This is a genomic window from Cupriavidus numazuensis, assembly GCF_905397435.1.
GTDB classification, from domain to species: Bacteria; Pseudomonadota; Gammaproteobacteria; order Burkholderiales; family Burkholderiaceae; genus Cupriavidus; species Cupriavidus numazuensis.
Window position 1 is genome coordinate 98,188 of record NZ_CAJPVI010000016.1, and the last position, 21,533, is coordinate 119,720.

Annotated in this window: 19 protein-coding genes and 1 tRNA gene; 7 read left to right on the plus strand and 13 right to left on the minus strand. The window is 66.3% G+C overall.

Translation table 11 applies throughout. The features are described 5' to 3' along the window. Window positions 1-395: 395 nt before the first annotated feature. The 7 genes from lnt to KHO41_RS14735 all read right to left on the minus strand — a co-directional run bounded on the left by lnt (window position 396) and on the right by KHO41_RS14735 (window position 8,386). Complete coding sequence (lnt, locus tag KHO41_RS14705) at window positions 396-1,970, minus strand: apolipoprotein N-acyltransferase (protein ID WP_211954010.1); 1,575 nt, start codon at window positions 1,968-1,970, stop codon at window positions 396-398. After that, a complete protein-coding gene (locus KHO41_RS14710; protein ID WP_211954011.1) occupies window positions 1,967-2,848 on the minus strand; it encodes an HlyC/CorC family transporter in 882 nt (293 codons plus the stop codon). Before KHO41_RS14710 ends, lnt begins: the two co-directional genes overlap by 4 nt. A 129-nt stretch (window positions 2,849-2,977) precedes the next feature. Then, window positions 2,978-3,733 (minus strand): rRNA maturation RNase YbeY, encoded by a 756-nt coding sequence (gene ybeY, locus KHO41_RS14715; protein ID WP_211954012.1) that lies wholly within the window; start codon window positions 3,731-3,733, stop codon window positions 2,978-2,980. Further along, window positions 3,734-4,732 carry a PhoH family protein gene (locus tag KHO41_RS14720; RefSeq protein ID WP_211954063.1) on the minus strand — a complete coding sequence of 333 codons (999 nt, stop codon included), beginning with the start codon at window positions 4,730-4,732 and terminating at the stop codon, window positions 3,734-3,736. A gap of 23 nt (window positions 4,733-4,755) precedes the next feature. Next, a complete protein-coding gene (gene miaB / locus KHO41_RS14725; protein ID WP_211954013.1) occupies window positions 4,756-6,108 on the minus strand; it encodes a tRNA (N6-isopentenyl adenosine(37)-C2)-methylthiotransferase MiaB in 1,353 nt (450 codons plus the stop codon). 84 nt (window positions 6,109-6,192) lie between these two features. Next, window positions 6,193-6,579: a hypothetical protein gene (locus KHO41_RS14730; protein ID WP_211954014.1), complete on the minus strand. Its 387-nt coding sequence runs from the start codon at window positions 6,577-6,579 to the stop codon at window positions 6,193-6,195. 115 nt (window positions 6,580-6,694) lie between these two features. Then, entirely contained in the window at window positions 6,695-8,386 is a 1,692-nt protein-coding gene (locus KHO41_RS14735; protein ID WP_211954015.1) for a ClcB-like voltage-gated chloride channel protein, read from the minus strand. 297 nt (window positions 8,387-8,683) lie between these two features. Between KHO41_RS14735 and KHO41_RS14740 the strand changes: the two genes are divergently transcribed. Both KHO41_RS14740 and KHO41_RS14745 read left to right on the plus strand, forming a co-directional pair. Then, on the plus strand, window positions 8,684-10,210 hold the full coding sequence (locus KHO41_RS14740) for a DEAD/DEAH box helicase (protein ID WP_211954016.1): 1,527 nt from the start codon (window positions 8,684-8,686) through the stop codon (window positions 10,208-10,210). A 19-nt stretch (window positions 10,211-10,229) separates the two neighbouring features. Further along, on the plus strand, window positions 10,230-11,270 hold the full coding sequence (locus tag KHO41_RS14745; RefSeq protein ID WP_211954017.1) for a serine/threonine protein kinase: 1,041 nt from the start codon (window positions 10,230-10,232) through the stop codon (window positions 11,268-11,270). Window positions 11,271-11,316: 46 nt separating this feature from the next. On the opposite strand, the gene KHO41_RS14750 is transcribed toward KHO41_RS14745, so the two are convergent. Continuing rightward, window positions 11,317-11,754 carry a universal stress protein gene (locus KHO41_RS14750; RefSeq protein WP_211954018.1) on the minus strand — a complete coding sequence of 146 codons (438 nt, stop codon included), beginning with the start codon at window positions 11,752-11,754 and terminating at the stop codon, window positions 11,317-11,319. A 357-nt stretch (window positions 11,755-12,111) separates the two neighbouring features. Here KHO41_RS14750 and KHO41_RS14755 point away from each other — a divergent pair, with 357 nt between their 5' ends. The 3 genes from KHO41_RS14755 to KHO41_RS14765 all read left to right on the plus strand — a co-directional run bounded on the left by KHO41_RS14755 (window position 12,112) and on the right by KHO41_RS14765 (window position 14,450). Next, a complete protein-coding gene (locus KHO41_RS14755; RefSeq protein ID WP_211954019.1) occupies window positions 12,112-13,173 on the plus strand; it encodes a CaiB/BaiF CoA transferase family protein in 1,062 nt (353 codons plus the stop codon). A gap of 77 nt (window positions 13,174-13,250) precedes the next feature. Beyond that, window positions 13,251-13,661 (plus strand): carboxymuconolactone decarboxylase family protein, encoded by a 411-nt coding sequence (locus tag KHO41_RS14760; protein ID WP_211954020.1) that lies wholly within the window; start codon window positions 13,251-13,253, stop codon window positions 13,659-13,661. A 150-nt stretch (window positions 13,662-13,811) separates the two neighbouring features. Beyond that, window positions 13,812-14,450, plus strand: a complete 639-nt coding sequence (locus KHO41_RS14765) for a response regulator transcription factor (RefSeq protein WP_211954021.1) — start codon at window positions 13,812-13,814, stop codon at window positions 14,448-14,450. A gap of 97 nt (window positions 14,451-14,547) precedes the next feature. Here the strand turns inward: KHO41_RS14765 and KHO41_RS14770 are convergent. The 5 genes from KHO41_RS14770 to KHO41_RS14790 form a co-directional block, all read right to left on the minus strand. After that, a tRNA-Met gene (locus tag KHO41_RS14770) sits at window positions 14,548-14,624 on the minus strand. Between the two features lie 150 nt (window positions 14,625-14,774). Continuing rightward, window positions 14,775-16,472 (minus strand): MFS transporter, encoded by a 1,698-nt coding sequence (locus KHO41_RS14775; RefSeq protein ID WP_211954022.1) that lies wholly within the window; start codon window positions 16,470-16,472, stop codon window positions 14,775-14,777. A 261-nt stretch (window positions 16,473-16,733) separates the two neighbouring features. Further along, window positions 16,734-17,054, minus strand: a complete 321-nt coding sequence (locus KHO41_RS14780) for a DUF4212 domain-containing protein (protein ID WP_211954023.1) — start codon at window positions 17,052-17,054, stop codon at window positions 16,734-16,736. After that, window positions 17,051-18,613: a sensor histidine kinase gene (locus KHO41_RS14785; protein ID WP_211954024.1), complete on the minus strand. Its 1,563-nt coding sequence runs from the start codon at window positions 18,611-18,613 to the stop codon at window positions 17,051-17,053. Before KHO41_RS14785 ends, KHO41_RS14780 begins: the two co-directional genes overlap by 4 nt. 79 nt (window positions 18,614-18,692) lie before the next feature. After that, window positions 18,693-19,382, minus strand: coding sequence for a response regulator (locus KHO41_RS14790; protein WP_211954025.1), 690 nt, complete (start codon window positions 19,380-19,382; stop codon window positions 18,693-18,695). A 261-nt stretch (window positions 19,383-19,643) separates the two neighbouring features. Between KHO41_RS14790 and recA the strand changes: the two genes are divergently transcribed. Then, window positions 19,644-20,705, plus strand: a complete 1,062-nt coding sequence (recA, locus tag KHO41_RS14795; RefSeq protein ID WP_211954026.1) for a recombinase RecA — start codon at window positions 19,644-19,646, stop codon at window positions 20,703-20,705. Between the two features lie 101 nt (window positions 20,706-20,806). After that, on the plus strand, window positions 20,807-21,277 hold the full coding sequence (gene recX / locus KHO41_RS14800; protein WP_211954027.1) for a recombination regulator RecX: 471 nt from the start codon (window positions 20,807-20,809) through the stop codon (window positions 21,275-21,277). Window positions 21,278-21,533: the final 256 nt, after the last annotated feature.

Consider the following 21,533-nt stretch of genomic DNA (forward strand, 5'->3'; position numbering starts at 1 on the left):
ACACCGACGGGGATTTCAGGGGGGGCTTACCCTTGCCGATAATGTTTTTGTATACAGTATTAACAAGCAACCTGCATACAGAGTTGCGAAGGACAGTGGACACCGATGCCGCGCAAGCTGCACGAAATGTCCGTTTGGGGGATTCCGCTGTCAGCTATCAATGGGGACATGGGTCATGGCACTTCTTTCTCGCAAACCTTACCTGCTCGCCATCGCGGTCATGATCGCCGCGGCAGCCGTTTCGGCTGTGACGAGCCTGCTTGGCTGATTCGCCAGGCCGCTGCGATACGGCATTGCCGGGCAACACCATGGCAATGCCCGAGGCTGGCCGCGCCTCGCACTACCCGTGACGGACGCGTCCTGCTACACCTGCCGCCTGTGATCGCACAGGTGCCTCAGCCTGCGCGCCGCACGCGCCAGGCCATGACAGCCAGCACGGCCACGAACCAGGCCAGCACCGGCACATTTCCCCAGCGAATATAGGGCGTCAGCCCCTGCATGCCCTGCACCGATGCCGTCAGCGTATCAACGGTGAACGTCGGCAGGCGCGCTTGCACCGTGCCGTCCGGCGCTACGACCGCCGTCATGCCGGTATTGGTCGCGCGCAGCATCGGGCGGCGCATTTCCAGCGCACGCATGCGCGAAATCTGCAGATGCTGGTCCAGGGCAATGGTGTCGCCGAACCACGCCAGGTTGGTCAGGTTGGCCATCATGTTTGCCGGCTCGGCCTGGTGCCGCAGGGTCTGGGCGATATCCTCGCCGAACAGATCCTCGTAGCAGATATTCGGCGCCACGCGGATGCCGCGCACGGGCATCGGCGGCTGGTCCAGCCCGCCGCGCCGGAAGTCGCCGAGCGGCATCTTCATCATGTCGACGAACCAGTGGAAGCCCATCGGGATGAACTCGCCGAACGGCACCAGATGATGCTTGTTGTAGCGGTAGAGTTGGCGCGCTTGCGGACCGATCCCAAACACGCTGTTGGTGAAATCGACCGCAGAATCGGCGCCCGCCGCACCGAACAGCACGGTGGTGCCCGATTTCTCCATGAAGTCGCGCATGACGATCGCGACCTCGACCGGCAGGTCCTGCAGGATGACCGGGAAAGCGGTTTCCGGCGTCACGATAAGATCGGCCGGCGTTGCCGTGATCATGTCGCGGTAGAGTTCGATCGAACGCTGCACACCGGCCTGCTCGAACTTGATGTCCTGCGGCACATTGCCTTGCAGCAGCCTGACTGTGATCGGCTTGCCGGCGGGTGTAGTCCAGGCCAGCGGTGCCAGGGCAGCCCCCGCTGCAGGCACGGCCACGGCGAGCATGGCGGCAACGATCCCGCGGCCGTGGGTACGCTGCGCAAACGCGCGCACCGCCAGCACCAGCAGTGCCGCCACCGTCGCCGCCAGCGTGCCGATGCCGTACACGCCGAAGAGCGGCGCAAAGCCGGCCAGCGGACCGTCGACATGCGCATAGCCGCCCGATAGCCAGGGGAATCCCGTGAAGACAACGCCGCGCAGCCATTCCGACAATCCCCAGGCCGCGCCGAAGGCAAGCGGGGACCAGATCGACAGGCGCGGCAGCCGCGTGGCAACGCGATGCCACGCGGCACCGGCCAGCGCGGGGTAGAGCGACAGGAACGCACTGAACAGCACTACGGCAAGCGCGGCCATCCAGGCCGGCATCTCGCCGTAGACGTGCATGCTGATGTAGAGCCACCAGATACCGGACAGGAACCAGCCCAGGCCGAACGCATAACCCGTGGCGGCGGCTACCCGCGCGCGCGGCGCGTCGGCGACCAGCGCGGCCAGGCCGGCCAGCGACAGAATCTGCAGCCACCACCAGTCATGCGGGGCAAAGGCTTGCGTATGGGCGATGCCGAGCATGCCGGCCAGCAGCAGGCGCGCCATGGTCGCGCCGGAGACGCGAGCGCGTTCTGCGCCGGGGGCGCTGGCCAGGACTGGAGCCTGGCGCTTCATGCGTCGGTCAGGTGGTTCGTGGACGACTCGCGGTGCACGAGCAGCAGGTGCACCTGGCGCGCATCGGCGCGCAGCACTTCGAAGCTGACGGGCGGAAGCGTGATGATCTCGCCGCGATGCGGCACGTGGCCTAGATGGTTGGTCAGCAACCCGCCCACGGTGTCGACGTCGTGGTCCGAGAACGCCGTGCCAAAGGCCTCATTGAACTGCGAGATCTCGGTCAGGCCATGCACGCGCCAGCCGCCGTCGGGCAGCGGCAGGATGTTGTCCTGGTCTTCGTCGAGGTCGAACTCGTCCTCGATGTCGCCGACGATCTGTTCGAGCACGTCTTCGATCGTGACCAGTCCGGCCACGCCGCCGTACTCATCGACGACGATGGCAATGTGGTTGCGGTTGTTGCGGAACTCGCGCAGCAGGATGTTCAGGCGCTTCGATTCCGGGATGAACACGGCGGGGCGCAGCGTTTCGCGCAGGTCGAACTGCTCGTCCGTGTAGTAGCGCAGCAGGTCCTTGGCCAGCAGGATGCCGATGATGTTGTCGCGGCTGCCTTCGTACACCGGAAAGCGCGAGTGCGCCGTCAGCTGCATGAAGGGGATGAAGGCCTGCGGCGCGTCCGCGATGTTGACCATATCCATCTGTGCGCGCGGGATCATGATGTCGCGCGCGGTCAGTTCGGAGACCTGGAATACGCCTTCGATCATGGAGAGCGAATCGGCGTCGATCAGGTTGCGCTCGTGCGCATCCTGCAGCACGGCAAGCAGCTCCGCGCGGGATTCGGGCTCAGGGGAAATCAGGTCGGTGAGGCGTTCGAGAAGCGATCTTGGGCGATCGGACTGCTTGAAATGGGCAGGCTTCGAACTGGGATAGGGGTCGTTCATTTCGCGGCAAGCGCGTGGTGGAGATCGTCTGAAGGATACACTAAAAGACCGATTACTCTCGTGACACAGCCGGCCGCTGGGGCCGGCTGTGTGCGGGTTGACTCACTTCAGCAGTGGTCGAACCGGTTTTCAGTGCGCGACCGGTGTATGGTCGTCGCGGTACGGATCGTCAAAGCCAAGGGCCTGCAGCGTCTCGGTCTCGATCGCTTCCATTTCTTCGGCCTCGGTGTCGTCCTCGTGCTCGTAGCCCTGCGCATGCAGTACGCCGTGCACGATCAGGTGCGCATAGTGCGCTTCGAGCGGCTTGCGCTGTTCGCGGGCTTCGGTTTCGACCACCGGGCAGCACAGCACGATGTCGCCGGTCACCGGGTCGTCCTCGCTCTCCGCATAGGCAAAGGTCAGCACATTGGTCGCATAGTCCTTGCCGCGATAGCTGCGGTTCAGCGTGCGGCCTTCTTCCTCGTCGACGAAGCGCACGGTCAGGGCCGCGTCGGCATACAGCGCCGACGTCACCCACGCTTCGATCTGCTTGCGCGATGGCAGGCCTGCGCGCTTGCCGATGCCGTCGCCTTGCTGCACGTCCAGTTCGAGCGCGGGCGGCGTGGCGGGCGTACCCGTCGTGGTGACCACCGGTGTCGCGGTAACGGCCACCGAGAGCGCATCATGGTTGTCGGGCCGTACCAGCAGGCCAGCTTGCTGGCGCGTGTCGGTGTGTTCGGCCAGCAGCGCCACCACGCCGTCGGCGGCCTGCGACAGGTCCAGCGTCAGGCTGCGCCCGTCGGGCAACTGCACGCGCACGGCGTGCGCGGCGCTCTTGCGCGCGCGGCCGTCGCCATCGAACAGGGTGAGGCTGACGGAGGAAGACTTCGATTTGCTGTTTTTCAATTACGCGTCCTTGTGCTGGGCGTGGTATTCGTCGTAGGCATCAACAATGCGGGCCACCAGCGGGTGGCGCACGACGTCGATGCTGGAAAAGCGTGTGAACGCGACGCCGCGCACATCGCGCAGCACGTGCTGCGCCTCGACCAGCCCGCTCTTCTGTCCGCGCGGCAGGTCGATCTGCGTGGTGTCGCCGGTGATCACCGCCTTGGAGCCGAAGCCGATGCGCGTGAGGAACATCTTCATCTGCTCGGGCGTGGTGTTCTGCGCCTCGTCCAGGATGATGAACGCATGGTTCAGCGTGCGTCCGCGCATGTACGCAAGCGGCGCGATCTCGATCATCTGGCGCTCGAACATCTTCTGCGTGCGGTCGAAGCCGAGCAGGTCATACAGCGCGTCATAGAGCGGACGCAGGTACGGGTCGACCTTCTGCGCGAGGTCGCCGGGCAGGAAGCCCAGGCGCTCGCCCGCTTCCACGGCCGGGCGCGTCAGCACGATGCGCTTGACGGAGTCGCGCTCGAGCGCGTCCACCGCGCAGGCGACGGCCAGATAGGTCTTGCCGGTACCCGCCGGGCCGACACCGAGCGTCAGGTCGTGCGCCAGGATATGGCGCAGGTACTCGCGCTGCATGGCGGTGCGGCCCTGCAGGCCCGCGCGCCGCGTGTGCAGCACCGGGGACTCGTCCTCGAACTCGGGCGCGCCGCTCTCGTCATCGGCCTGCGGCAGGTAGCTGCCGTGCGCGGAGATCTGGCGCGTCTCGACCAGGCCAAGCTGCACGTCGTCGACCGTCAGCGCGGCGCGCGACTGGTTATAGAAACGCTCCAGCGCAATCGCGGCGTCCTGCGCGTTGGCGCCGCGGATCGTCATGCGGTGGCCGCGGCGCTGGATGGTCACATCGAGCGCCTGCTCGATCTGGCGCAGGTTTTCGTCGAGCGGGCCGCACAGGTTCTGCAGCCTGGCGTTGTCGTCGCGCGGGGCAACGAATTCGGCGGTAGCAATCTTCATCTTGGCGCGTGGGGTGCCTTCGCTCATTGCCGCACCACGATCTCGCCGCGCAGCGAGTGCGGGAACGCCTGCGTGATCGACACATCGACCATCTGGCCGATCATGCGGTCGCGCTGGGACTGCGGTACGCCGGGCAGCGCGAAGTTGACCACGCGGTTGTTCTCGGTGCGGCCGTGCAGTTCGGTCGGGTCCTTGCGCGCCGGGCCTTCGACGAGGATGCGCTGCACCGAGCCGACCATATTGCGGCTGATGCGCTGCACGTTTTCCTCGATGGTGGCCTGCAGATGCTGCAGCCGGCGCAGCTTCACCTCGTGCGGCGTGTCGTCGTGCAGGTTGGCTGCCGGTGTGCCCGGTCGCGGGCTGAAGATGAACGAGAACGAGGTGTCGTAGCCGACTTCCTCGATCAGCCCCATCAGCTTGTCGAAGTCCGCATCGGTCTCGCCGGGGAAGCCGACGATGAAGTCCGACGACATCGACATGTCGGGACGCAGCGTGCGCAGCCGGCGGATGATGCTCTTGTATTCGAGTACGCTGTAGCCGCGCTTCATCGCCATCAGCACACGATCGGACGCGTGCTGCACCGGCAGGTGCAGGTGGTTGACGAGCTTGTCGCAGCGGCCATACAGCTCGACCAGTCGGCTCGTGAATTCCTTCGGGTGGCTCGTGGTGTAGCGGATACGTTCGATGCCGGGGATCTCGGCCACGTACTCGATCAGCAGCGCGAAGTCGGCGATCTCGGTGGTGTCGCCCATCTTGCCGCGGTACGCGTTAACGTTCTGGCCGAGCAGCGTGACTTCGCGCACGCCCTGGTCGGCAAGACCGGCCACTTCGGCCAGGACGTCTTCGAACGGACGCGAGACTTCTTCGCCGCGCGTATAGGGCACCACGCAATAGCTGCAGTACTTCGAGCAGCCTTCCATGATCGACACAAAAGCGCTCGGGCCGTCCACGCGTGCGGGCGGCAGGTGGTCGAACTTCTCGATCTCGGGGAAGGAGATATCGACCTGCGACTGGCCGGTGCGCTGGCGGCGCGCGATCAGGTCGGGCAGGCGGTGCAGCGTCTGCGGCCCGAACACGACGTCGACATACGGTGCGCGCGAAACGATGCTCGCGCCTTCCTGGCTGGCCACGCAGCCGCCCACGCCGATCACGAGATCGGGCTTGACGGCCTTGAGCGCCTTCATGCGGCCCAGTTCCGAGAACACCTTCTCCTGCGCCTTTTCGCGCACGGAGCAGGTGTTGAACAGGATCACGTCGGCGTCTTCGACGTTGTCGGTGGGTTCCAGCCCCTGGCTGGCGTTCAGGACGTCGACCATCTTGTCCGAGTCATACTCGTTCATCTGACAGCCGTACGTCTTCACAAATACTTTCTTCATGGTGCCGGTCTCAGTGGTTCACCTGGGGGCATCAGGGTGTTGCAACAACACGGATGGCACATGCGCCTCCGTACTTCCTGGGGATCAGGACTTGGCCTTCAGCGCCTTCTGTTCCTGCTCGCTGAGCACCCATGCGGTCAGCAACTGGCCGTACAGGTCGAGCTTGTACTGCACCGGCAGCTTCTGGCCAGCGATGGCGGCCATGTTCTGCAACTGGTTGTCGGTGCCGAACACGCGCAGGCCCGGCGCCACGCCGATGGTCTTGCCGTCGAGCGTGACCGTCTGCGGCGATCCGGCGGACGGTGCGGCGATAACCAGCTTCGCTTGCGGTGCATCGACCGGGATCACGCGTACCGGCTGTGCCATGGCGCCGGTGGCTCCAAGCCACAGCGCCGCGCCGAGCGACAGGGTCAGCAGCGGCTTGATGAATCGCGATGAAGCACTCTGACGCGGGGAACGGCCGGCGGGCATATGGGCTCCGGAAAAGGCGCAGCTCAGGTTGGGAAGGGGGCTGAGGGTAACCGCGTATTTTACCCGTTCGATGGCACCGTGTCCGGCATCGCGCAGGACACGGGCAAGGCGTCGTCTAGAACAGACAGGATGCTTCCTGCAGCACACGCTGCTTGGAAACCGTGCCCATCAGTTCGCGGCTGGCGCTATCGCGCACCAGCGGGATGCGGTTGATGCCATGGGCGGCGAAGACCTCCAGGGCGTCGCGCAGCCGCGACTCAGGCGTCAGCGCCGGGAAGTCGCGTTCGGCCAGCGCTAGCACGCCGGCGGCCGAATCTTCGCGCTGCGCGCGTTGCAGCGCGTGGATCGACAGCGCCCCGAGCAGGCGCCCGTCGGGCTCGACCAGGTACAGGTAGCGTGTGCCGGTCTCCGCAAACTTGTCGGCGGCTGCGGCGAGTGAGGCATCCGGCGCGAGCGTGGTATCGGTCGGGTCGCACAGGCCGGCCAGCGTCATTGCCCGCGCATGTTCTTCTGCGGCCGACGCTTGCGCGCGGTCGGCGATCACGCTGTAGAGCGAGAGCGTCTGGCAGCGCGACGCCGTGTAATACGCCGCCACCGCGCCGATCATGGTGGGCAACAGCAGAGCCGGCGCGAGCGTCATTTCGAACACCATCAGCACCGACATCAGCGGCGCCTGGCTGGTTGCTGCCAGAAACGCGCTCATGCCGACCAGCGGCAGGACCGGCGAGGCCGGCGCGCCGGGCACGAACGCCTGCATGGCGAGCGCCAGCAACTGGCCCAGCGCGGCGCCGACGAACAGCGAAGGCGTGAACACGCCACCGACCGCGCCCGAGCCCATGCTGATGACCGTCGCCGCGAGCTTGGCCAGCAGTACCAGGCCGACCGACACCGTCAGCGGCTGTTCCTGCAGGATGGTCTGGATCGTAGAGAAGCCGTTGCCGACCACTTCGGGCACGGCCATGGCCAGCGCGCCGACCAGTGCACCGCCCAGCGCGAGCCGAGCCACGGGGCCGCCAGGAACCTGAGCAAAGCGACCGCGCGCGATGCCGGCGGCGCGCAGGAACACCGCCCCAACGATGCCGGCGGCCACGCCCAGCCCCGCCGCGGCCAGCATCAATTGCGGGCGCACGTCGGCTGCGATGTGGAGTCCGGGATACAGCGGCTGCAGGCCGCCATGCCACTGGCTGACCATTGCACCCGCTACCGAGGCCAGGAACAACGGCATCAGGCGCTGCACGGCCAGTGCACCGAACACCACTTCGGCGACAAATACGGCCGCCGACAGCGGGGTGTGGTAGACGGTGGCGAGACCGGCGGCAGCGCCGCACGCGGTCAGCATGCGCCGCATATTCGAGGCGCCATGGGGCTGTCCGATGCGCGTAGTGGGAAACAGCGCGCCGCACAATGCTGCCAGCTGGATCATCGCCCCTTCCTTGCCGACCGAAGCCCCGCTGACGATGGAGCAAAACGACGACAGCGACCGCAGCAGCGTGACACGCACGGGCAGGCGGCCCGTGCCGTTGGCTACGGCCTCCATGTAATCGGTCGCGCCGCCACTGCCAGCCAGCCGGTTGGCGGCTTGTAGCAGCAGCCCGGCCACCGCGCCTCCGACCGCCGGCACCACGATGCGCCACACCAGTGCCAGCGCGGCAAAGATCGCGACGATATCCGCGTGGCTGGAAAAGATGACGATGCCGGCCCCCTCCAGGGCTTCCTTGAAGAGGGTGGTCGCAATCGCGGCAAGAATGCCGACCGGGATCGCCGCAAACAGCGTGACTTCCTGGTCTTCGAGAAATCGGAACCGCATGGGTGCTGGCGCCGGCCGCGCGGTGGCGCGCGGCTTTCAGCGTTCGGGGGCAGATGGTGGCCGCATGATAGCGCAGCGCCACACCCACGCAATGTTGCGTGTGTAGCAGCCGGCATGCATCACCATGTGATCAATAGGTTTGCGCTTGGCTGTTACACTACCGACCTTTGTTTCGTCAGCGGACGCCTCGCGCCGCTATGCCGGTCCCCCGACTGGTTTTGTGTCAGATTACCCAGGCTGCCTGCAGGCTGGCGCGCCCAGCGCCCAGCGCGCAACGGACGGCCGAAGCATTCATTCATGTCTTTCTCCGAACTCGGCTTGTCCGACAAGCTTGTGCGGGCCGTGGCCGAACAGGGCTACACCACCCCCACCCCCATTCAGGCCCAGGCAATTCCCGCCATCCTCAAAGGCGGCGACCTGCTTGCCGGCGCGCAGACCGGTACCGGCAAGACGGCAGGCTTCACGCTGCCGATGCTGCAGCTGCTGTCCGAATCGGCGCCGCAGCGCCAGGGCAAGCCGGCGGTGCGCGCACTGGTGCTGACGCCGACGCGTGAACTGGCCGCGCAGGTGGAAGAGAGCGTGCGCAACTACGGCAAGTACCTGCGGTTGCGCTCCATGGTCATGTTCGGCGGCGTGGGCATCAACCCGCAGATCGAACAGCTGCGCCGTGGCGTGGAAATCGTCGTGGCAACGCCGGGCCGCCTGCTGGATCACGTGTCCCAGCGCACGATCGACCTTGCGAGCGTGGAACTGCTGGTGCTCGATGAAGCCGACCGCATGCTCGACATGGGCTTCATCCACGACATCCGCAAGATTCTCAACGTCCTGCCGCCGAAGCGCCAGAACCTGCTGTTCTCGGCAACGTTCTCGGACGATATCCGCGCGCTGGCGGACCGCCTGCTGAACAACCCGGCATCGATCGAGGTCGCGCGCCGCAACACCACGGCCGAAACCGTGGCGCAGCGCGTCTACCCGGTCGACCGCGAGCGCAAGCGCGAACTGCTGGCGCATCTGGTGCGCGAGCATGACTGGCACCAGGTGCTGGTCTTCACGCGGACCAAGCACGGCGCCAACCGGCTCGCCGAGCAGTTGACCAAGGACGGCCTGTCCGCACTGGCGATCCACGGCAACAAGAGCCAGTCGGCGCGCACGCGCGCGCTGTCCGAGTTCAAGGCCGGCACGCTGCGGCTGCTGGTCGCCACCGATATCGCCGCGCGCGGCATCGACATCGACCAGTTGCCTCACGTGGTCAACTTCGACCTGCCCAACGTGCCGGAAGACTACGTGCACCGCATCGGCCGTACCGGCCGCGCCGGCGCAGAGGGCGAGGCGATCTCGCTGGTCTGCGTGGACGAGCATGGCCTGCTGCGCGACATCGAACGGCTGATCAAGCGCAAGCTCGAGCAGACGGTGCTGACCGGCTTCGAGGTGGACCCGACCATCGCCGCGGAGCCGATCCAGAAGGGTCGCCAGCAGCGAGGCGGGCAAGGTGGTGGACAAGGCAGTGGCGGTGGCCGCGGCCGTGCCCAGGCAAAGCCCGCTGCGCCCGCAGCGGCCAAGCCGTCGCAAGGTCAGGGTCAGCCGCGTCAGCGCCCGGCGCAGAACGCACCGCGTGGCGGCGCCACGCAAGCCGGGGGCGAAGCCGCCCGTGGCCAGGGTGGGGCAAATCGCAATGGCGGCCAGCCTCGCAACCCGCAACGCAGCGGCGGCGGCCAGGCGCGGCCTGCGCAGGACGCCGCTGGTGCACCGGCGCGCAACAACAACCGCCGCCCGGCACCGCAGGCCGCACTGCTTGGCGGCGCGCGGGCCAAGCCGGCACGCTGATCCGACAGGCTAAGCAACCATGAGCGCGCATCAGGCATCCGGCGACAGCGACATCCCGTTCGCGGGGCTGACGCCAGAACTGATCCTTGACGCGCTGGATTCGTCGGGCATGCGCACCGACGGCCGGCTGCTGGCGCTCAACAGCTACGAGAACCGCGTCTGGCAGGTCGGCATCGAGGACGCCGCACCCGTGGTCGCCAAGTTCTACCGGCCCGGCCGATGGACCGACGCCGCCATCCTCGAAGAGCACGCCTTCGTGCAACAGCTTGCCGACGCCGAGATCCCGGCGGTGCCCGCGCTGGCTGGCCCGGACGGCAGTGCGCTGCAATACCATGCCGGCTTCCGCTTCGCGGTCTTCGCGCGCTGCGGTGGCCGTGAGCCCGAGCTGGACCGTGCGGATACGCTGACCTGGCTCGGCCGCTTTATCGGCCGCATTCATGCCGTGGGCGCGACGAACGCCTATCAGGCACGTCCGGCGCTCGATCCGGATACGTACGGTGTGGCATCGCGCGACTGGCTGCTCGCGCACGACTGCATTCCCGCCGATCTGCTCGCGCCATGGCAGACCGTCGTCGATCTCGCGCTGGATGGCGTGCGCCGTTGCTATGACCGCGCCGGTGACGTCCGCCTGCTGCGCGCGCATGGCGACTGCCATCGCGGCAATGTGCTGTGGATCGATGGCGATGACGTCCGGGCGACGGGCCTCACCGCAGCCGGCCCGCATTTCGTCGACTTCGACGACAGCCGCATGGCCCCGGCCGTGCAGGACCTGTGGATGCTGCTCGAAGGCGACCGTGCCGCCATGCAGGACCAGCTCGCCGATATCGTCGCGGGTTATGAAGACTTTGCCGAGTTCGCGCCACGCGAACTCTGGCTCGTGGAAGCGCTGCGCACCTTGCGCCTGCTCCACTACAGCGCGTGGCTGGCCAGCCGCTGGCGCGATCCCGCGTTTCCGGCGGCGTTCCCTTGGTTCGGGACGGCGCGCTACTGGCAGGACCGCATCCTGGAACTGCGCGAGCAAGTCGCGCTGATGGAAGAAGCGCCCCTGTGGGGCGCCTGAAGCATCAGGGCTGCCGCATTGGCGTCAGCCCCCGGGCCTGTTCCGTTCAGGACTTCTCGGGTGCCTTGACCAGCAACACCGGGCAGTCGCTCTGCGCGAGCACGCGTCCGGCGACCGAACCGATCACCGCATCAAAGAACGAGCCGCGGCCGTGCGTGCCCATGATGATGGCCTGCGCATCCACCGAACGCGCGTAGGTCACGATGCACTCGGGCGCGAACCCGTGCAGCGCGTGGCGCTCGAACGGCACGCCGGCACCCGACAGGATGTCGCACACGCCCGCCATGGCCTTGTCGCTGGCCTCCTGGTGCCAGGCGTCGATGGTTTCCTTGCTGACGAACGCACGAACCTGGCCACTGACTTCGGGTGCGACGTGCACCACGTGCACGGTGAAGCCGGTTTGCAGCAGCTTGCCTTCGGCAATGAAGCGGGCGGCAGCGTCGCTGAAGGCCGAACCGTCGGTCGCGAGCACGATATTGGACATGGCGGGAATCTCCTGGATGGGGGCGCTGTACGGATACGCCAGGTTTTAGGATAGGCAGGATCGGCCACCGCGTGGTTCCATGTGCGGTGACGGGCTGTCTGACACCATCATCGCAGCAAGTCTTTCGTCACAATCCGACATAGATCAAGAAATTCGGAATTCCCTTATTGGCGGGAGAGTTCGGATTGGTCAAGACATCTGACACATTTGGCCATTGCTGCCCCGCTACGTGCCCGCTTAGCATGTGCCCAGCCCGGCTGGGACCGCCGCGACATGGCGCCCGGCTTTTTCATCCCAGAACACACAAGGCGATTGCGCCCGGCCCGGCCGGCGCGATGCCTGGACGGAGACAGCAACATGAGCGAGCGCGGCAACCTCCTGCCCCTGCGTGGCATCAAGGTAGTGGAATTTGAAGGTATTGGCCCGGGCCCGCTGTGTGGCGCCATGCTCGCTGGCCTCGGTGCGGAGGTCACGCTGGTGACGCGCCCGGTCGCCCCGGACGCGCGCCGCATCCTGCGCGGCCAGGACGTGCCGGCCGAGATGGAACTGGAGCACGGCAAGGCCGTGGTGCAGCTGAACCTGAAGTCCGCCGAAGGCGTCGCCGCCGCGCTGGACCTCGTGGCGGGCGCCGACGCGCTGATCGAGGGGCTGCGCCCCGGTGCGATGGAACGCCTGGGCCTGGGCCCGGCCGAATGCCATGCGCGTAACCCGCAGCTCGTGTACGGCCGCATGACCGGCTGGGGCCAAACCGGCCCGCTCGCGCAGAGCGCCGGGCATGACCTCAACTACATCGCGCTGACCGGCCTGCTGTCGATGGCTGCGCGCGACGACGCGTTGCCGATGGTGCCGCCCACCGTGGTGGGTGATGCCACCGGCGCGCTCGGTCTGGCGTTCGGCATCACGAGCGCCATCCTGAACGCGCGCTCGAGCGGGCAGGGTTGCGTGGTCGATGCCGCCATTACCGATATCGTCGCCATGCTGGGCTCGCTGGTGCAGGTGTCGCGTGCGGCCGGAACGCTCGGCGGGCCGCAGCCCAGCGCGTTCCATGACTCGCCGTTCTACGACGTCTTTGCCTGTTCCGATGGCCGCGCGATCACGCTCGGCGCGCTGGAGCCGCAGTTCTATCGCGAACTGCTCGAACGGCTCGAACTGACCGACATCGATCCGGCCGCGCAGTACGACCGTGCCCAATGGCCGGCGGTGAAGGCACGTATCACGGCGCTCATTGCGTCGAAGCCCAGCACGCACTGGGAATCGCTGCTCGGCGGCACCGATGTCTGCTTTGCCCGCGTCCTGACGCTGGACGAGGCCGCACGCCATCCGCACAACCAGGCGCGCGGCACCTATCGCCTGTACCAGCAGGGCGATCGCGAGGTGGCGCGCTCCGCGCCGGCGCCGCGCTTCACTGCGGCCAAGTAAGCCGGACTGGCGTCGCGCCGGCAGGCGCGGGCGGGACCTTCGGATACCATGCGGCATCCATCATCCGGAGATCTGCCATGACGACGCCAGTCGATACAACCGCTTATACCGACAACCCGGCCTTCGAGGCCGGCGTCAACGTGCGCACGGAAGTCCTGGGCCCCGCCCACGTGCAGCGCGCGCTGGACGCCGCCGCCCAGCAGGGCGATACGAGCCTGCAGCAACTGGTGACCGAGTTTGCATGGGGCACGGTCTGGACCCGCGAAGGACTGGACCGCAAGCAGCGCAGCCTGGCGACGGTGTCGATGCTGATCGCGCTGAACCGTCCGCAAGAACTGGCCGGCCACCTGCGCGGCGCGCTGGTCAACGGCGTCACGCCGCAGGAATTGCGCGAACTGATGGTGCACAGCGCGGTGTACTGCGGCTTTCCAGCCGCGCTTGACGCCAGCCGCAAGCTCACCGAAGTGCTGGAAGCCGCGGGCGCATAGCTAACCGGCCTTGGGCCGGAAAAAAATTCTGAAGCGGAAATTCTCGCAACGCGTCGCGACGGCTTCGCGTTCGGATGCAGCCGTTTCAGCGCTCGGGCGTGACGCGCTGAGCCTAACCTTCGCGGTATCCATTCACCAAGGAGCCGCGAGTTGGACCCCATCCCGTTTGAGGAAGCCCTGATCGTCGATGCGCGGCCGGTTCCGCCCGGCGAGGCGTCGTGGCAGCTTGCGCACGCGCTCGGCGCGCGCCGGACGCTGCTGGCCGACAATGTGCGGCAGGCCCAGCAGATGGTGCGGGAGCGCCAGCCGGAGCTGGTGGTCGTCGAGCTTGACGCGCTGGGGCAGGCCGGCATCACGCTGATCAAGCGCCTGGCGGCGCGCCATCCGGACGTGCGGCTGCTGGTGTTGTCCGACAGCGATGCGACGATGGCGCCCGTGCAGGCGCTGCGCGCCGGCGCCCACGGCTTCGTGCCGCGGCAGCGCGATCTCGCGGAAATGGTCCAGGCGGCGCGCGGCGTGATGTCCGGCTACCTGGTCTTTCCGACGCATACGCTGGAAGCCGCGCGCAAGTTGCGCCTGCCATCGGCCGGCAAGCTCGCGCGGCTGACCGCGCGCGAGCTCACGGTGCTCCAGTACCTCGCACGCGGGCACTCCAACAAGACGATCGGCGCGCGGCTGCTGATCAGCAGCAAGACCGTCAGCACCCACAAGACCAACATCATGTGCAAGCTCAACGTGGGGTCGGTGGTCGAGATGGTCGACTATGCGCGCCAGCACCGGTTGCTGTGATGCCTTGCGGCGAGAGATGTCGATCGACAGCGAAGCATCGGACGCCACCAAAGAAAAAAGCCGCGAACCCTTGCGGGATCGCGGCTTTTTAAATAGATGGTGGCGAATCAGGGACTCGAACCCCGGACCTGCGGATTATGATTCCGTCGCTCTAACCGACTGAGCTAATTCGCCAACGAAGACCGCTATTGTACCGGTATTTTCGTGACTGTCAACACCTTATCGAGAAGATGTTTGCAGGACGTCGAAAAGAAAACCGGCAGGCCTTGCGGCCTGCCGGCTGGAGCGACCGATTACCGGGTCGGTCTTGCCTTAACCTGTTGCTCAGTCGTGGGCGTAAATGTCCACGTCCTTGGTTTCGCGCACGAACAGGGCGCCAATCACGAACGTGATCGCGGCGATGATGATCGGGTACCAGAGGCCATAGTAGATGTTGCCGTTCTGGGCCACCAGCGCGAACGAGATGGTGGGCAGCAGGCCGCCGAACCAGCCGTTGCCGATATGGTAGGGCAGCGACATCGAGGTATAGCGGATGCGGGTCGGGAACAGCTCCACCAGCATGGCAGCGATCGGGCCGTACACCATCGTCACGTAGATCACCAGGATCACCAGTACGACCAGCACCATGATGGTGTTCATCTGGGCCGGATCCGCCTTGGTCGGGTAGCCCGCGGCAGCCATCGAGTCGCCGACTTCCTTCTTGAACGCGGCGATCTGCTTCTTGCTCGCGTCGTCGAAGCTATGGCCGCCCGTGACGGTGGCGTCGAACGCCTTGATCTCCTTGTCGCCGATCTTCACCGAAGCGACCGTACCGGCCGGGGCCTGCACCACTTCATAGCTTGCCGATGCCTGGGCCAGCGTACGCTTGACGATATCGCAGGAGCTGCGGAAATCGATCTCGCGTGCGATCGGGCTGCCCTGGAACGAGCACTGCTTCGGATCGGCGGTGACCACGATCTGCGCGGTCTGCTGCGCGCGCTCGAGCGCCGGGTTGGCGTAGTGGGTCAGCGCCTTGAACAGCGGGAAGTAGGTCAGCACGGCGAGCGCGCAGCCCAGCATGATGATCCACTTGCGGCCGATCTTGTCCGACAGCGAGCCGAAGAACAGGAAGAACGGGGTGCCGATCACCAGCGCGCCGGCAATCAGCAGGTTGGCCGTCTTGGCATCGACCTTGAGCACCTGCGTCAGGAAGAACAGCGAGTAGAACTGGCCCGTGTACCAGACCACGGCCTGGCCGGCGGTCAGGCCCAGCAGCGCCAGAATCACGATCTTCAGGTTGCGCCACTGGCCGAAGGATTCGGTCAGCGGGGCCTTCGAGGTCTTGCCCTCTGCCTTCATGCGCTGGAATGCCGGCGACTCGCTCATCGACAGGCGGATGTACACCGACATGGCCAGCAGCAGGATCGAGACCAGGAACGGAATGCGCCAGCCCCAGGCGTCGAAGTTCGCGCCGGTCAGCTCGCGGCACAGCAGGATCACGATCAGCGACAGGAACAGGCCCAGCGTCGCGGTGGTCTGGATCCAGGCCGTGTAGGAACCGCGCTTGCCGTGCGGCGCATGCTCGGCCACGTACGTGGCGGCACCGCCGTACTCGCCGCCGAGCGCGAGGCCCTGCAGCATGCGCAGTGCGATCAGGATGATCGGGGCAGCCCAGCCGATGGTGGCGTAACCCGGGAGCAGGCCGACGATGAACGTCGACAGGCCCATGATCAGGATCGTCACCAGGAAGGTGTACTTGCGGCCGATCATGTCGCCGAGGCGGCCGAACACCAGCGCGCCGAACGGGCGCACGATGAAGCCGGCGGCGAACGCCAGCAGCGCGAAGATGAAGGCGGAGGTCGGGTCCAGGCCGGCGAAGAACTGCTTGGCGATCACTGCCGCCAGTGAGCCGTACAGGTAAAAGTCATACCACTCGAACACCGTGCCGAGCGACGAGGCCAGAATGACCTTCTTCTCCTCGGTTGTCATCGGTGCGTTCTGCGCGCCCCCGCCGGGCATCGCTACGTTTTGCGCGTTTGCCATGTTGTCTCCTCCGTCTGAATGGGTCACCGGTGAGGCCGCGGACGCACCGCAAGACATGGCGCGCTGCGGAGCCGTAGCACCGGAGCTGAAAGGATTCTGGGAGGCGAAACTTACTGAGTTCTGACAAATTTCCTTGGTATTGCGCACAAAACGTCGGGGTATACGCTAGCCCGGGCGGCGCCCGAAACGGCACCTGGCGTGCTGCGCTGCGAGCGAGGATGTGCGGCAAACGCCGTGCCGTAGCGCTATCCGGGAGTGACGCTATGCAGCATCCTTGCTGGCATCGCCCGGATTGCCCTGCGGAAGTGGGGGGGCGTCGCGAACGCCCGTGTCAGCTTCGTCGTCGGCCCGGTTCATGCGCCAGGCATAGAGCGCCGTCATCAGGACATAGACGACCAGCGCGCCCTGGGCACCCACCCAGAACGAGAACGGCCAGCCGAAGAAATCGAAGCGCAGGTCGCGCGCGAACCAGCTCACGACAAAGGTCACGACGAACCAGACCGCGAGCAGCGCGCAGATCCAGCGCCGGTTGCGATGCCACGAGCGTTTGAGTGCCGGATCGACGGGTGGGTGCGCGCTCACGCTGATGCCTCCGGTGCGGGACGGCGCAGCGTGACGCGGAATCGCGCACCGGCCAGCCGGGGCTCCTGCTGGTAGACGTGGTCCTCGATGCGGACTTCGCCGCCGTGCTGCTGCACGATCTCGCGCACGATGGCCAGGCCCAGACCGCTGCCTTCGGTGTTGGTGCCGAGCACGCGGTAGAAACGTTCCATCACGCGCTCGCGGTCCGCTGCTGCAATGCCGGGGCCGGTGTCTTCCACGTCGAGATACGCGAACGGTTCGAAGGCATCGGCGGTGACGCGCACGGTGGCGTGGCCGCCGATCGGCGTATATCGGATAGCGTTGTCGATCAGGTTGTTCAGCATTTCCGTGAGCATCAGCCGGTTGCCCTGGACCATCACCGGATGGTCGTCGGCATCGAGCCCCAGGTCGATCTGCCGGGCCCAGGCGCGCGGCAGCCAGTCCTTCACGACCTCGCGCGCGAGCGCGGCCAGGTCCAGCGCCGCCATGCTGCCGGCGCCAGCCAGGTTCTCCATGCGTGCGAGCGACAGCAATTGCGTGACCAGGTGCGCCGTGCGTTCCGAGCTGCCTGCGATCTGCGCTAGCGAGCGGCGCAATTCCTCGGGCGACTGTTCGCGCTGTGCCAGTTCGGCCTGCATGCGCAGTCCGGCCAGCGGCGTTTTCATCTGGTGCGCGGCATCGGCAATGAAGCGCTTCTGCGTTTGCACCGACTGGTCCAGCCGCGCCAGCAGTTCGTTGAACGATGCGACCAGCGGCGTGATTTCCTGCGGTGCGGCGCGTTCGTCGATGGGGCTGGTGTCACCGGGGTTGCGTGCGCGGATGCGTTGCTGGATCGCCGTGAGCGGCGCCAGTCCGCGCGAGAGCCCGAACCACACGAGCACCACAGCCAGCGGCAGGATCACGAACTGCGGCAGGATCACGCCCTTGATGATCTCGTTGGCCAGGCGCGCGCGCTTGTCGAGGGTCTCTGCCACCTGCACCAGCACCGGCTGGTTGCCGCCTACGTTCTTGAGATCGACATAGGTATAGGCCACGCGCACGTCGTTGCCCGACACCCGGTCGTCGCGCAGCGATACCAGGCCGGGATGGCCCTCGTCCTCCTCGGACGGCAGCGGCAGGTCGTGGTCGCCGGCGACATACTCGCCGCGCTTGCCGACGACCTGGTAGTAGATATTGTCGGTTTCGTCCGCGCGCAGGATCTCGCGCGCCGACAGCGGCAGTTGCAGCGTGACCCGGCCGTTCACTTCACGGACCTGCTGCGACAGCACGATGGCGCTGGCCTCCAGCGCACGGTCGAACGGCCCGTTGGCGATGGACTTCGCCACGAGATACGTGACGGCGATGCTCATCGGCCAGAGCAGCAGCAGCGGCGCCAGCATCCAGTCCAGGATCTCGCCGAACAGCGAACGCGGGGCAGGCTGGCCGGTGCTCTCCTCCAGGTGGGGCAGCGCATCGGCCAGGTCGGCCGGGTCGTCGGGGTCGACGGGCGTGGCGGCACCGGGTGGAGGGACGGGATCCTTGGTGGGCGGATGCCGCCATGGCAATCGCAGCAAGCTCATCTCGGCAAAGTGTGGGACGGTTTCGGTCGAGTGATCGGCTGCTCAGGCAGGGGCGTGGCGGGAAGATCGCGAATGCGCTTCAGCTATGGGCGGCCACGGTCGGCTGGAACTTCTCCAGGCAGTAGCCCAGGCCGCGTACCGTGGCGATGCGGATGCCGCCAACCTCGATCTTCTTGCGCAGCCGGTGCACATAGACCTCGATCGCGTTGTTGCTGACCTCTTCGCCCCATTCGCACAGATGGTCCACGAGTTGTTCCTTGGAGACCAGCCGCCCGCAGCGCGTGAGCAGGATCTCGAGCAGACCGACCTCGCGCGCCGACAGGTCCAGCATCTGCTCGTTCATGTAGGCAATGCGCCCGACCTGGTCGAACGCGAGCGGCCCGTGACGCATCAGGGTTGCGCCGCCGCCGGCACCGCGGCGCACCAGCGCGCGCACGCGTGCCTCGAGTTCGGTCAGCGCGAACGGCTTGGCCATGTAATCGTCGGCACCCAGATCCAGGCCCTTGACGCGCTCGTCGACGCTGTCAGCCGCGGTCAGGATCAGCACCGGCAGCATGGCGCCGCGTGCGCGCAGTCGCTTGAGCACTTCCAGCCCCGGCATGCGCGGCAGGCCAAGATCCAGGATCAGCAGGTCGAATGTCTGGGTCGAGAGCGCGGAATCAGCCTCCAGGCCATTCGCGACATGGTCGACTGCATAGCCCGAGTGACGCAGCGAGCGCGTCAGGCCGTCGGCAAGCACATCGTCATCTTCCGCAATCAGAATGCGCATGGTTGTCTCCACCACGGCCGGCATTGCCAGTCGCCACGCAAACGATGCGGACAGGGCTTGCCAAGCATACTGTTTTTTTATACAGTACCCGCACATTCCGCGCAGGCCGCCGCAGAAGGCGGCTGTGCAGGCAGTCGGGTGATTTTGTAGTTGAGGCGCACGGATCCGGAAGTCGATCGGAACAATCGGAAAAAGCCGGTGTCGCGCCACATTCGACTTATTTATACCACCATTGACTCAACATTTGACTCAAGGACCACCATGGATGACAAGAAGGCAGGTGCCGGCCTGAGCGCCGAGAAGCAGAAGGCGCTTGCCGCCGCGCTCTCGCAGATCGAGAAGCAGTTCGGCAAGGGCTCGATCATGCGCATGGGCGACGGCGAGGTCGAGAAGGACATCCAGGTGGTCTCCACCGGCTCCCTCGGCCTGGACATCGCGCTGGGCGTCGGCGGCCTGCCGCGCGGCCGCGTGGTCGAGATCTACGGTCCGGAATCGTCGGGCAAGACCACGCTGACGCTGCAGGTCGTTGCCGAGATGCAGAAGCTGGGCGGCACCTGCGCCTTTATCGATGCCGAGCACGCGCTGGACGTCAACTACGCCTCCAAGCTCGGCGTGGATGTGGGCGAGCTGCTGATCTCCCAGCCGGACACCGGCGAGCAGGCGCTCGAAATCACCGATGCGCTGGTGCGCTCGGGCTCGATCGACCTGATCGTGATCGACTCGGTGGCCGCGCTGGTGCCGAAGGCTGAAATCGAAGGCGAAATGGGCGATTCGCTGCCCGGCCTGCAGGCCCGCCTGATGAGCCAGGCGCTGCGCAAGCTGACCGGCACCATCAAGCGCACCAACTGCCTGGTGATCTTCATCAACCAGATCCGTATGAAGATCGGGGTGATGTTTGGTTCGCCTGAAACCACCACGGGCGGCAACGCGCTGAAGTTCTACGCCTCCGTGCGCCTGGACATCCGCCGCATCGGCTCGATCAAGAAGGGCGACGACGTGATCGGCAACGAGACCAAGGTCAAGGTGGTCAAGAACAAGGTGTCGCCGCCGTTCCGCGAAGCCTTCTTCGACATCCTCTATGGCCAGGGCATCTCGCGCCAGGGTGAGATCATCGACCTGGGCGTGGATGCCAAGATCGTCGAGAAGTCGGGCGCCTGGTACAGCTACAACGGCGACAAGATCGGCCAGGGCAAGGACAATGCGCGCGAGTACCTGCGCGAGAATCCCGACATCGCCCAGGAAATCGAGAACAAGGTCCGTGCCGCGCTGGGCGTTGCGCCGATGAACGGTGTTCGGGCGGCTGAGGTCGTGACGGAAGACTGAGCGCCGGCCGACAGGCACGCTCCCGAGGGCTGGCGCATCGCCGATGCGCCAGCCTTTTTTGTTTCCCCTTGCTTGATCCCTCGTTTTCCTGAACCGCGCTGATGTCTACCCGCCCCCCGCTATCCCTGAAGGCCCGCGCCGTGGGTTACCTCTCGCGCCGCGAGCATAGCCGCGCCGAGCTGGCGCGCAAGCTCGCCCCGCACGCGGAATCGCCGGAGCAGCTCGAGCAGGTGCTGGATGCGCTGGAGCGCGAGAACTGGCTGTCCAACCAGCGTTTTGCCGACAGCCTGCTGCACCGGCGCGGCAGCCGCTATGGCGCCGCGCGTGTCCTGCAGGAGGCCAAGACCCACAAGCTTGGCAGCGAACAGCTTGGTGAACTGCAGGAACGACTGCGCGAAACCGAGTCCGACCGCGCGCGCGAGGTCTGGCGCAAGCGCTTCGGCAACCCGCCGGCGACGCCGGAAGAGCGTGCCAAGCAAATCCGTTTCATGATGGCCCGCGGATTTTCGCGCTCGGTGATCGGCAAGGTGATCCAGGGGGCGGAGGACGAACTGCCCGACGATATCGAGTGAATCGAGCAAGCGGGGGCGAGTCGCCGTGAGGGCCGGTTTTAAGGGGAATACCAGCACTGGCTACATGTGTATTCGACCGTATGCCCGCGAGGCGGCTTCGGCACCGCGTGCGGCGCATACGGCGTGTATTCGCCGGTTTTCCTTTCCGGTTGGCCGACAATCCGGCGCGGACAGTTGGCGAGTGCCGATGTTCCCGGGCAAAGCGCCCCGGCATGTTAAACTCCTTAGGTTATTCGGCGCCGCAGCATTTGCGCGG